Source organism: Gelidibacter sp., assembly GCF_035515035.1.
Classification (GTDB): domain Bacteria; phylum Bacteroidota; class Bacteroidia; order Flavobacteriales; family Flavobacteriaceae; genus Gelidibacter.
Genome location: NZ_DATJCA010000144.1, coordinates 1 through 12,934 on the forward strand (window position 1 = coordinate 1; position 12,934 = coordinate 12,934).

Sequence of the window (12,934 nt, forward strand, 5' to 3'; positions counted from 1 at the left end):
GGCTATCTCAGAAACGATGGCACGCTCTTCATTGAGCAACGCATTCAACAAAGTCGATTTCCCCACGTTTGGCTCGCCAACAATAGCTACCGGGATCCCGTTTTTGATCACATTTCCAACCGCAAAAGAATCGATCAGTCGTTTCAGTACATGAATAATCCGGTTCACCAAGTTGTAAAACTCATCACGATTGGCAAATTCAACGTCCTCTTCCGCAAAATCAAGCTCGAGTTCTATTAAGCTCGCAAAGTTCAGTAATTCGTCACGCAGGTGTTTAATCTCATTGCTAAACCCACCTCGCATTTGTTGCATGGCAATTTTATGGGAGGCTTCATTGTCACTGGCAATTAAATCGGCTACGGCTTCGGCTTGGCTCAAATCCAATTTCCCGTTTAAAAATGCCCTTAAGGTATATTCTCCAGCATTGGCCATACGGCAGCCATTCTTCAAAAATAACTGAATGATCTCCTGTTGGATATATAAACTTCCATGGCAAGAGATCTCAATCACATCTTCACCGGTATAAGAGTGGGGGTTCTTAAAAATGGTCACCAAAACCTCATCAATAACCCTGGGAGCATCAACAATATGACCTAAATGTACGGTATGCGATTTCTGTTCCGATAGGTCTTTCCCCGAAACCGATTTAAAAAACCGAGAACCTATAGAAATGGCATCCTTTCCTGAAAGTCGGATGACTGCAATAGCACCACTTCCAGAAGCGGTGGCCAAGGCAACAATAGTATCATTAGCAATCATAACGCTTCATTTTCCTGCAAAAATATCGTAAAATTGCCATCTTTAAGAGTAAATGTTAAATTTCTTAAGGTTTGATGAGAGCTCTACAATCTTTCTAGTCTGTTATATCTTATTATATTTGTACACCTATAAAAAATCATTCCAATGAAAAGAGTCTTTAGTGTTTTCATAATCTTCATAGTATTGAGTGCCTGTAAATCCGATCCGCAAACGCAATTGGACGGTTATGTCATCAACGGAACAGCTCCTGGAATCCATAATGGCGTCAGGGCCTATTTAAAAACTGTCGATAATCAACGACGTGAAATCATTCAAGATTCTGCCATTATCATGGATGGAAAGTTCACTTTTAAAGGTGAAATAACCACGCCACAACTTTGGCATCTGACCATTAACAGTTTGAATGGAGGTTTGCCTATCCTAGTTGAAACTAAAGAAATTTCAATTTCAGTAGATCCCAACAATTTGGGAAGTTCCACCATAACGGGTTCAAAGACTAACGATGCCCTAGCCACGTACCTGCATGATGTCAAGGAATTGAGCAATAAGCGCAATGCCTTATTCGAGGAGAATAAAGCGCTTGCAACCTCAGATAACCCATCAGAAAACGCCCGTATTGCCAAGGAAATAAAAGATATCAATCAGCAATTGGCAGACTATCCGCAGCATTTCATTAGTGAGCATCCAGATAATTACTTTTCGTTGGTTTTGTTAGAATCCTTGGTGGCATCACCAAATATGGATCTTGATGAAATTGAACGAAAGCTCAACGCCATGTCATCCGAATTAAAATCGTCAGAATACGGCAAACGTATCGCCAGTCAATTGGAAACTAAAAAGCTTCAAATGGCGCAGTTTAACGCTTTAAATATTGGCAATATAGCTCCAGATTTTTCCGCACCGGATCCTGACGGAAACATCCTTGCCATGAGCAGTATTAGGGGAAAAGCGACCATTATTGATTTTTGGGCATCATGGTGTGGCCCTTGCAGAAAAGAAAACCCAAACGTGGTTAAAGTTTATCAAAAATACCACGATAAGGGATTGGAAATCATCAATGTATCTTTGGACCGACCTGGGCATAAAGACAAATGGTTAAAAGCGATTAAAGACGATAATTTAACTTGGCACCACGTTTCAAACCTCAGCTATTTTAATGATCCCATTGCCAAACTGTACCATATCAATGCTATTCCCGCCACCTATATCTTAGATGAGACCGGAACGATTGTTGCCAAAAACCTGAGAGGTGCTGCCCTAGACGCCAAGATTGGAGAGCTTTTAAACTAAAACGGAATAAGATTGAGAGTGTTATTACCTACGCGGTACTTATAATTTTCCCGTTTTATGCATCACAAACAACACCACAATAGGGATGGCCAGCAAGCCAACCATCAATAAGTCCGTTTGAAAAAGCGAAGGGTAAAGGATCAAGGTGACCACAAAGCCACCAATTGCACCACCAAAATGCGCATCATGTCCAATATTACCCAATTGTTTCTTCATGCCATAAATGGAATAAATGAGATACAAGATTCCAAAAACGTAAGCAGGTATTGGCAAAGGAATAAATAAAATGCCCAACTGCATATTTGGTTGTAATAGAATGGCAGAATAAAGGACGCCAGTAACCGCACCACTAGCGCCTACAGCACTGTAATGATATTCATCTTTGTGGAAATAGAGCGATAATAAATTCCCTAAAAGCAAACTTGCAATATAAATGATCAAAAAATGGACAGTTCCCAAATAGAGAATCACTACCGGAGCAAAAAAGTAAAGGGTAAACATATTGAAGAAAAGATGCATTGTATCTACATGCAAAAAACCAGAACTGAAAATCCTGATTTTTTCACCGCGCCTAATTCCGCCAACGTTAAATTTATAGCGTTCAAAAAAACCACGATCGCTAAAACCTTTAAACGAAATAATTACATTCGCTGCAATTACTACAATGGTTACCAAATCTAAATTACCCATAAACTCCAAACGTATTATTTATATTAAAGCATATCTTTGCAGGTGCAAATCTAATATTAAAAAATGCAATTTCTTGTTTACATCTTAGTTTATCCACTTATTTGGATGATATCAATTCTCCCATTTCGATTGCTTTATGCTTTTTCTGATGGACTTTACGTCATTATTTACAAAATTGTCGGCTATCGAAAAAAAGTGGTCCAGGATAATCTAAGGTTGGTGTTTCCAGAGAAACCAGAAGCTGAAATCAAGGACATTACTGAGAAATTTTACCATCATTTTTGTGATATGATGCTGGAAGCCATCAAATCGCTGACTATTTCTGAGGAAGCGATGAGAGAACGCTTCAAGTTTACAAATGTGGAACTGCTCACAGATCTCGGAAAGCAAAACCGAAGCATCGTCCTCATGTGTGGTCATTACGGAAGTTGGGAATGGATTTTCATTTTACAAAAGTACGTTTCGCACAAAGGTTATGCGGTATACAGCCGCTTGGGAAATAAATATTTCGACCGCCTGGTAAAACGCATTCGCGCTAAATACGACAGCACTTTGATCACCACCCAAGAAACCGTTCCCACTTTAACCAGATCAAAATTAGAAGGCGAATTGACCATCAACGGCTTTGTATCCGACCAAAGTCCGATGCTCACTAGAGCATTTCACTGGAATGAATTTATGGGCATTAAAGTTCCCATCCATACCGGTGCGGAGATGTTGGCCAAGCGATTGGATATGTCCGTAGTGTTCTTTAGGGTAAAACGCTTAAAACGTGGATATTACGAGACGACGTTTGAAACACTTGCATTAAACCCTAAAGATTATCCAAATTACGAAATCTCCGATATGTTCACCAAAAAAGTAGAAAAACAAATCCGGGAAGCACCTCAATATTACCTATGGACGCACAGACGTTGGAAACATAGAGATAAGGTTCCTGCGGAATTTCTTTAAAAAGACTAAAGACCGCTTTGCTTATAGATTTTGGCTACCAGATAGCCTTTTTTACAAACTTTCGCAAAAATCACATAGTTTCTTTGACAGATGAATGGCGCGAAAAAGCTTTAGGGAATCTGAAATTCGTGCGATTGGACCATTCTGGAACAGCCATTTCATCGAGTTACATAATGGGCGATGGCGCCAAAAAATCAGTAAAAATCAGCTCCATCTGCGTTACCCACCTGAACGGATGGGCAGGTCAGCATTCCATCACATTTCAAACCAATCATCCACCGGAAGTTCATATTTATCTTCCAACAGGTTAGATTTATGCACAAACTCATTGGTTGCTGGAATATATTGGTAATCCATGGCCCAAGCCTTATGATGTTTGGCAAGTGCTTTTAAACTATCACAAACATAAATAGTTTCCTCTGTTGTGGTGGTCGGATGTATGGACATTCTTATCCAACCAGGTTTACGGGTCAATTCGCCTAAAGAAATCTCGTGGGTCAACGCATTGGAGGTCTCCATATCCACATGCAGCAAGAAGTGTCCATAAGTTCCTGCACAACTACAACCACCACGGGTTTGGATCCCAAAGCGGTCATTTAAAAGCTTAACGCCCAAATTGTAGTGCAGATCATCAATATAGAAGGAAATCACTCCCAAGCGATCTTGATGCTGACCGGCAAGAATATTGATATTTTCAACAGGATTCAACTCGGTAAAAATATATTCGATGATTTCATGCTCCCCTTCCAAGATGTTGGCCACGCCCATTTGCTCCTTCAACTTTATGGCCAAGGCTGTCTTAATGGTCTGTAAGAATCCCGGGGTACCGCCATCCTCACGATCTTCAATATTATCAATGTATTTATGTTCTCCCCACGGATTGGTCCAACTTACGGTACCCCCGCCTGGACTATCAGGAATCATGTTTTTGTACAGTTTCTTATTGAAGATCAAAACGCCAGAAGTTCCAGGCCCTCCAATAAATTTGTGTGGTGAAAAGAAAATGGCATCCAAAGCTTCATCTTCATCTTCTGGGTGCATATCAATATCAACATAAGGTGCTGAACACGCAAAGTCAACAAAACACACCCCGCCATTTTGGTGCATCACTTTCGCAATCTCATGATAAGGGGTCTGAATCCCGGTAACATTAGAGCCGCCAACTACCGATGCGATTTTAATGGGACGCTCTTTATACTGTTCCAAAAGCACTTTAAAATTATCCATGCAGAACAAACCATCTTCCCCAGGAGGAATGACTTCCACCTTGGCAATGGTTTCCAACCACGACGTTTGGTTGGAATGGTGTTCCATATGCGTAATAAAAACAACAGGTTTCATGGCATCTGGAACTATCGTATGTTTTCTCATGTTCTCAGGCACTTTCAAACCCAAAATCCGCTGAAACTTATTAATGGCCTCAGTCATGCCACTGCCGCAGCAAATCAACACATCATCGTCGTTGCTGTTTACATGGTCTTTTATAATGTGTTTTGCCTTATGATAAGCCTTGGTCATTGCGGTCCCGGAAACGGTAGTCTCCGTATGGGTATTCGCCACGTAGGGCCCAAAGACATTCATCAATGTTTCCTCAATCGGTCTATATAAACGCCCTGATGCCGTCCAATCTGTATACACGATTTTCTGTTTACCATATGGGGTCATGAATTCTTGATCAATACCAATGATATGTTGCCTGAACTGTTGGAAGTAGCGTTCCTGTTCGGTGGTTTTTTTATTGGATATTTCGGTGGTTATCATGGTATTAAATTTAAAAGGCAAAGGTACTAAATATTTGCGACAGCCTTGATTTCAGAAATGATCTGATCCGCAAGCCCATCGGCTTCATTCTGAGAAAGTGCTTCCGTATAAATCCTGATAATTGGCTCCGTATTACTCTTGCGTAAATGGACCCAACTTTTGTCAAAATCTATTTTAACACCATCAATAGTAGTCAGTTTTTCATTTTTATAACGTTCTTCCATCGCTTTCAAAATCCCATCTACATCCATCCCTGCTTCCAAATCGATTTTCTTCTTACCCATATAATAATTAGGATAGGTTGCTCTAAGCGCACTTGTGGTCATGTCTTTTTCTGCCAGCAGACTCAAAAACAAAGCCACACCAACTAACGCATCGCGTCCATAGTGCAATTCTGGGTAAATGATCCCTCCGTTTCCTTCACCCCCAATAATGGCATTATTCTTCTTCATTAATTCCACCACGTTCACCTCTCCTACTGCACTGGCCTCATAACTGCCGCCATGTTTTTCCGTAACATCCCTCAAAGCTCTTGTAGAACTCATATTGCTTACTGTATTGCCCGGGGTTTTGCTCAACACATAATCTGCACAAGCCACTAAAGTATATTCTTCTCCAAACATCTCACCTTTTTCATCTACAAACGCCAATCGGTCCACATCGGGATCTACCGCAATTCCAAAATGCGCATTCTCTTTGACCACCATCGCTGATAAATCTTGTAAATGTTCTTTCAAAGGTTCTGGGTTATGCGGAAAATGACCAGTAGGGTCGCAATACAATTTTACAGCATGCACGCCCAAACGTTCCAATAATAACGGAATAATAATCCCTCCACTTGAATTGACGCCATCTACAACCACTTTAAATTTAGCGTCTTTAATGGCTTCTTTATTGACCAAAGGCATTTTTAGAACTTCATCAATATGAATATCCATATACGCCTCGTTTTTGGTAATTTCTCCAAGATCATCTACCTCTGCGAAGGTCATTTGGTCGGCTTCGGCAATTTCTAAAATCCGCGCCCCTTGCGCAGCATTTAAAAATTCTCCTTTGGCATCAAGCAATTTAAGGGCGTTCCATTGTTTTGGATTATGACTGGCGGTTAATATAATCCCCCCATCGGCATGTTCCATAGGTACGGCAACCTCCACGGTTGGCGTGGTTGACAAACCCAAATCAATAACGTGGATGCCCAAGCCTACCAAGGTATTCATCACTAAATTTTGGATCATTTCACCAGAAATCCGAGCATCGCGACCAACCACCACACGGTAATTTTCCTTGTTGCGTTGTTCTTTTAACCAGATCCCATAAGCTGATGCAAATTTTACCGCATCAATAGGCGTTAAATTATCGCCCACTTTACCTCCAATAGTGCCCCGTATTCCTGAAATTGATTTGATGAGTGTCATATTTTAAATTTTAAATGAAAAGCAAATATACAATTACAAAATTGGAAATTTTAGGATGATCTAATCGAAATTTTCAAGGTCCTCTCGATTTACTAAAAAGCAATTCCGTAAATTAGACCAATGAATTTTTTAGCACATATTTACCTCTCAGGAGACAACGAATTAATCACCATTGGAAATTTTATGGCGGATAGCATCAAAGGAAAACACTATAAAAAGTATCCTGATGAGATTCAAGTAGGCATTCGACTCCACCGCGAGATCGACACGTTTACTGATGCACATCCCACCGTCAGATTAAGTACCAAGCGCCTGCATGAAAATTACAGCCATTATAGCGGGGTGATTGTGGATATTTTATACGACCATTTTTTAGCAAAAAACTGGTCGCACTATTCACCTATTCCTTTAGCTGTTTATGTAGACGATTTTTACGAAATTTTGAAAACACATGCCGAATTTCTACCCCCTCGCGCCCAAAAAATGGTGCCTTATATGATTGCGGGAAATTGGCTGTTGAATTATGCGAAAATTGAAGGCATACAAAATGTCCTGATTGGCATGAACAGGCGTACCAATAACATTTCAGGAATGGACAGAGCTACAGATGAACTTAAGGAATTCTATCAGGAGTTTGAGCAGGAATTCACTAGTTTCTTTGAAGAACTGCGATTATTCTCAGAAGAAAAATTAGCCTCATTAAAACAATTGTATGGTTTGGAATAGCCTGCCAATTTCATTATTTATTTTATTTACGTCTATAAAGATATTTTTTAATCCAGTCCATCATGAAAAAATCCCTCATCATCTTCGCCTTGTTTCTGTCACAGTCAATGTTCTCACAAGGCACGCAATTGCTGAGACAGCCCAGCATCTCAAAAACAGAAGTTGTTTTTATTTATGCCAACGATTTATGGAAAGCACCTTTAAATGGTGGCACAGCAATCCGATTGACCAGCGGCGAAGGTTACGAATCCAATCCGCATTTTTCCAAAGATGGTAAAACCATCGCTTTTACCGCAGAATACGACGGGAATTCAGATGTGTACATCATGCCTTCAGAAGGTGGTGAGCCACAGCGTCTGACCTTCCATCCGGATGGCGATTATGTTGAAGGATGGACGACAGATAACAAAATCCTGTTCCGCTCTGGCAGAGAAGGTAAACCAACCGCATCCACAAAATTATATACTATTGGAATTGAAGATAGTTTTCCAGAAGCCTTAGATCTGCAAAGGGCAGCTTATGGCGATATTTCTGCCGATGGAAAATATATCGCCTATACGCCAATTACCTCTTGGGATCCTGAATGGCGGAATTATCGCGGCGGACAAGCCATGCCTATCTGGATTGTGGATATGGAAACTAAAGATTTGATCACGACGCCGCAATTGGATAAAGAGCGCCATCTCGATCCGAAATGGTTAAACGGGGTGGTTTATTATTTATCAGAACGTGATTACACCAGTAATATCTGGTCCTTCGATCCGAAAACCAAAACTGAAAAACAAATCACCTTTCATAAAAAATTTGACGTCAAAAGCTTAAGTGCCAATCAAAATCAAATTGTTTATGAACAAGGAGGGTATCTTCACCTTTTAAATGTGGAAACTTTAGATACCAAACAATTGAACATTACGGCAACCGGCGATTTGAATTTCGCCAGACCGCGTTGGGAAGATGTTTCCGCTAACAGACTTAGCAATCCACAAATCTCACCAAAAGGCATGCGCGCTGTTTTTGAGTATCGCGGAGATATATTTACGGTGCCCAAAGAACATGGATCTTGGCGAAATCTCACCAACTCATCAGGAGTAGCAGACCGCAGTCCCGTTTGGTCTCCCAAAGGTGATAAAATAGCCTGGTTTTCTGATGCCAGCGGGAACTACAAAATGGTAGTAGCGGATCAAGATGGCAACAATCAAGAGGAAATTACCCTGCCCAATGCCACCTTCTTCTTTAAACCTGAGTGGTCCAATGACGGCCAATACATTGCCTATACAGATACCGGTTATAATATTTGGGTACTGAATTTAGAGACTAAAAAAGCAGTTAAGGCAGATACGGATCGGTATGCACATCCTGATCGTTCCATGAATCCCGTTTGGTCTCCGGATAGTAAATGGATTGCCTACGCCAAACAAATGGAAAGTCATTTTAAGGCAATTTTCGTTTACAACGTAGAAACCAATGAGAAGATTCAAATTACAGATGGAATGGCAGATGCGATCACGCCGATTTGGGATGCTACTGGAAAATATATTTTCACTTTGGCAAGCACCAATTACGGACTTACCTCAGGCTGGCTGGACATGAGTTCTTATGATGTAAATGTGACCCGTGGACTTTATGCCATCGTTTTAAACAGTAAAGATGATGCGCCAATCCTTCCAAAAACGGATGAAGAGAATTCCAAGAAGAAGGACGATAAAACAGAAGCTAAAAAAGGCGACAATAAGAAGGATGATTCCAAAGACAAAGATATCGTAGCTGAAGTCGTAAAAATAGTCATCGATAAAGAAAATATTTTCAATCGCATTGTACCTCTTCAACTTAAACAAGCTAATTATGTCGGATTGATAAAAGGACCTCAGAATATCGTTTTTGTTGCAGAGACTGTTCCTAATGAAGAGGGACAGAAAATACACAGTTATAGCTTAGAAGATGGAAAAGCGACTGATTATGCCAAAAATATTTCCGAGATGGTCGTTTCCGCCGATCGTGAAAGTACATTGATCAGACAAAACAATAACTGGAGTATAGTCGCCACCTCGAAACCACCAAAAGATGATGAAAAGCTAAAAATGGATCTTAAAATAAAAGTGGATCCAAAGGAAGAATACCATCAAATGTATAAAGAAGGTTGGCGATATATGCGCGATTTCCTCTATGTGAATAACGTCCATGGGGCGCCTTGGGATGCGGTTTATGAATGGTACGCACCGTGGATTGACCACGTTAGGCATAGAACAGATTTGAACTATGTAATCGATATTATGAGCGGCGAAGTATCCATTGGACATTCCTATGTGTCAGGTGGTGATATGCCCAAAATTGATCGTGTGCCAGTGGGATTATTGGGTTGCGACTTTGAATGGACCACAGATGGCTATCGCATCAGTAAAATTTACACTGGCGAAACCTGGAATCCAGACACCTACTCTCCTTTAGGTTTGCCGGGAATCCACGTCAAGGTAGGCGATTATATTATTTCCATCAATGGTAAAACAGTGAGTCCAAATGAAAATATTTACAGTTTATTGGAACAAACGGCAAATCGAGAAACCACGATTGAAGTGAACAGTAAACCGAATAAAACAGGTGCCAAATCATTTTTGGTAAAGCCTGTGGCGAATGAAAGAAATCTGCGCTATCTGGATTGGGTGGAAGGCAACCGTAAGAAGGTAGATGAACTTTCAAATGGCAAATTGGCATATGTCTATGTTCCAAATACAAGTCAGGGCGGATTTGAATCCTTCAACAGATATTATTTCTCACAACAGGATAAAAAGGGTGTGATAATTGACGAGCGAAATAATGGTGGCGGATCAGCTGCAGATTATATGATCGATATTATGTCTCGCGAACTTTTTGGATATTTCAATAGTAAAACCAATGATAACCGACCTTGGACGACGCCAATGGCAGGAATTTGGGGACCAAAAGTCATGTTGATCAATGAACGTGCAGGTTCGGGAGGCGATTTACTACCTTATATGTTTAAAGCGAAAAATATCGGACCGCTGATTGGCACCAGAACCTGGGGCGGATTAGTGGGCACCTGGGATACACCTCCTTTTATTGATGGCGGACGCATGGTTGCGCCGCGTGGGGGATTTTATGATGTCAATGGCGAATGGGCGGTTGAAGGCGAAGGTGTCGCCCCGGATATTGAAGTCATCCAAGAACCAAAATTAACTATGAACGGAAGGGACCCACAATTGGAGCGTGGCGTCAAAGAAGCTTTAAAACTTTTGGAAACACAAGAATTTAAAATGCAACCGGAACCAGCGGCGCCGGTAAGATGGAAACGTCCAGCAGGTTACGAAAAAGAAAATTAGGAATTGTATCACAGAGATTCACGGAGAAACACAGAGCTACACGGAGGTTTAATAATGACTGATAGTCATAAGATAAAACTCTGCGTAGTTCTGTGAAACCCCTGCATCGCCGGCAGGCAGGTCTGCAAAACTCTGAGTAATAATTCTGTGAAATTCCGTAAATACTCTGTAAAACTCTGCGTAACAACCCAGCGAATCTCTGTGTCACAACGCCGTGAAACACCTATCTTCGCAAATAAAAACCCACATCAATTGGCAAAACCAAAAAAAGTACTAAAAATAATCGCTGGGGTGATTGTATTCTTCACGCTCCCTACCCTGCTCTTCTTCGGCTTCTTATATTTCAAATACGATGAAGATTTACCATCAGGAATAAAAGGCGAACCTGCCGAATTATTGGCAACCAAAATGTTAAATTCTTTAGATCACGACGCTTATGAAAGCACAAACCACCTTGAATGGACCTTTAATAAACGCCATCATTATAAATGGAACAAAGCCGAAAACACGTGCCAAGTCTATTGGAAAAACTATAGAGTAGATCTTGATTTGAACGATCCGTACAAAAGCGAAGTCTATCAGAACGATCAAAAAGTGGACAAGGATTCTTCTAAAAAACTCATTGAAAAAGCGGTCTCCAACTTTAATAACGATTCGTTTTGGCTAGTGGCACCTTATAAGGTTTTTGATCCTGGAACTGAACGGCGATTAGTGACTATGGAAGATGGATCGGAAGCACTTTTAGTCACTTACACCTCGGGTGGAACAACGCCAGGAGATTCGTATTTATGGCATTTTGATGCTTCCGGAAAACCGCAAAGTTTCCAGATGTGGGTGGACATTTTACCTATCAACGGATTGGAAGCGTCCTGGAGCGATTGGACAACTACTGAAAGTGGTGCACAATTACCAAGATTTCATAAGTTTATGATCTTTGGGTTTGAGATAACGGATTTGGTAGGAACGAAATAGTGTTTTTCTTCAAGTCTTAAGGAACATATTTCCCAGATGTTCACAACTGGGTTTGATTTTAACGTAATCTCTTTTTTCAATTTTTTATATCAAAAACTATAACACAAAGTAGGCACAGAGTTACACAAATAAATCCTAAAAAGATTGATAATTAGTTATTCTCAATTAGGTTTTTCATCTTTGAATCACAAGAAAAACTTGAAACTTGAAACGTAGAATATAGAAGTTAAACCACGGGCAAACACGACACAAAAAACAAGAAACTAGAAAAAACCAGCACCTGAGACTGTCAACTGTCTACTGAAGACTGAAACTGCCAACTACCCTCTCTGTCCTACAAAATTATGATCCTTAAGCTTAAAAAGCACATTAAATGTGGTTAAGCTCCCGTAGCTTCTGGTGATGTACTGCTGTAAATCGATTTTTTCCTGTTCTTCAAGCTTACTGCTATTGATTTTTTGTTCCATCACACGCAGTCGGTCGCGCACCATAGTGATTTTATGAAAAAAGGTATCAATAGGAATTTCTGTCGGTTTTAAATTGGGATCTCCAGGTTGCATTATAAGCTTGCCGCCTTTCCATTTATCGCCAATGTTGACCACTTCGCTCACATCACTCCATTTTTTCAAAATGGCTTTTAAAGTACTTTCCACTTCATGAAAACTGATGGTATCCACATCATCTTCGGCGGCTTCAATCACTTCAAAGTCGCTATTCAAATCTATTGTTTCCAATCCGCTATCAATAAACGTTACCCAGTAATGTTTTGAGGTCACGTTGGTCACGACACCTTTCCCAAATTCTGGGTGATTAATTCTAGAGCTGATTCCTAATAATTGCATACTATAAGTTTTTTGTTTTCAATGACAATAATAATAAATCCGTTTCAAATCATCTATAAAATTTAAAGTATAATCATTCGGTGATGTTCTATTTCTCAAAGCATTTCATGCAACCATTATTTTGCTTCAAATTAATTTTAAACTAAACCCACAACTCAAATTTAAGAGGAAACGCGAACTTTTTCACTGT

The 12,934-nt window shown here is 40.3% G+C and carries 10 protein-coding genes; 5 read left to right on the plus strand and 5 right to left on the minus strand.

Features of this window, described 5'->3' with window-relative positions; translation table 11 throughout:
• Positions 1-759, minus strand: a 759-nt coding sequence (gene mnmE, locus VLZ86_RS11475) for a tRNA uridine-5-carboxymethylaminomethyl(34) synthesis GTPase MnmE (RefSeq protein ID WP_325451436.1), incomplete at its 3' end; no start/stop codon positions are given.
• A 144-nt stretch (positions 760-903) separates the two neighbouring features.
• Between mnmE and VLZ86_RS11480 the strand changes: the two genes are divergently transcribed.
• The gene (locus VLZ86_RS11480; protein ID WP_325451438.1) at positions 904-2,049 is read left to right on the plus strand and encodes a TlpA disulfide reductase family protein; all 1,146 of its coding nucleotides are present in this window, start codon (positions 904-906) and stop codon (positions 2,047-2,049) included.
• Between the two features lie 39 nt (positions 2,050-2,088).
• Here VLZ86_RS11480 and VLZ86_RS11485 read toward each other — a convergent pair whose 3' ends face one another.
• Entirely contained in the window at positions 2,089-2,739 is a 651-nt protein-coding gene (locus tag VLZ86_RS11485; RefSeq protein WP_325451440.1) for a rhomboid family intramembrane serine protease, read from the minus strand.
• A 63-nt stretch (positions 2,740-2,802) separates the two neighbouring features.
• On the opposite strand from VLZ86_RS11485, the gene VLZ86_RS11490 reads away from it, so the two are divergent.
• Complete coding sequence (locus tag VLZ86_RS11490; protein WP_325451442.1) at positions 2,803-3,693, plus strand: lysophospholipid acyltransferase family protein; 891 nt, start codon at positions 2,803-2,805, stop codon at positions 3,691-3,693.
• A 255-nt stretch (positions 3,694-3,948) separates the two neighbouring features.
• Here VLZ86_RS11490 and VLZ86_RS11495 read toward each other — a convergent pair whose 3' ends face one another.
• Complete coding sequence (locus tag VLZ86_RS11495; protein WP_325451444.1) at positions 3,949-5,454, minus strand: aminotransferase class V-fold PLP-dependent enzyme; 1,506 nt, start codon at positions 5,452-5,454, stop codon at positions 3,949-3,951.
• Between the two features lie 26 nt (positions 5,455-5,480).
• The gene (gene glmM / locus VLZ86_RS11500; RefSeq protein ID WP_325451446.1) at positions 5,481-6,869 is read right to left on the minus strand and encodes a phosphoglucosamine mutase; all 1,389 of its coding nucleotides are present in this window, start codon (positions 6,867-6,869) and stop codon (positions 5,481-5,483) included.
• A 120-nt stretch (positions 6,870-6,989) separates the two neighbouring features.
• On the opposite strand from glmM, the gene VLZ86_RS11505 reads away from it, so the two are divergent.
• From VLZ86_RS11505 to VLZ86_RS11515, 3 genes are all read left to right on the plus strand, one after another.
• The gene (locus VLZ86_RS11505; RefSeq protein ID WP_325451448.1) at positions 6,990-7,595 is read left to right on the plus strand and encodes an acyl carrier protein phosphodiesterase; all 606 of its coding nucleotides are present in this window, start codon (positions 6,990-6,992) and stop codon (positions 7,593-7,595) included.
• 62 nt (positions 7,596-7,657) lie between these two features.
• The gene (locus tag VLZ86_RS11510) at positions 7,658-10,930 is read left to right on the plus strand and encodes a S41 family peptidase (protein WP_325451450.1); all 3,273 of its coding nucleotides are present in this window, start codon (positions 7,658-7,660) and stop codon (positions 10,928-10,930) included.
• A gap of 252 nt (positions 10,931-11,182) precedes the next feature.
• Positions 11,183-11,902, plus strand: coding sequence for a hypothetical protein (locus VLZ86_RS11515; protein WP_325451452.1), 720 nt, complete (start codon positions 11,183-11,185; stop codon positions 11,900-11,902).
• Between the two features lie 320 nt (positions 11,903-12,222).
• Here the strand turns inward: VLZ86_RS11515 and VLZ86_RS11520 are convergent, their stop codons facing one another.
• The gene (locus tag VLZ86_RS11520; protein WP_325451454.1) at positions 12,223-12,744 is read right to left on the minus strand and encodes a hypothetical protein; all 522 of its coding nucleotides are present in this window, start codon (positions 12,742-12,744) and stop codon (positions 12,223-12,225) included.
• Positions 12,745-12,934 lie beyond the last annotated feature (190 nt).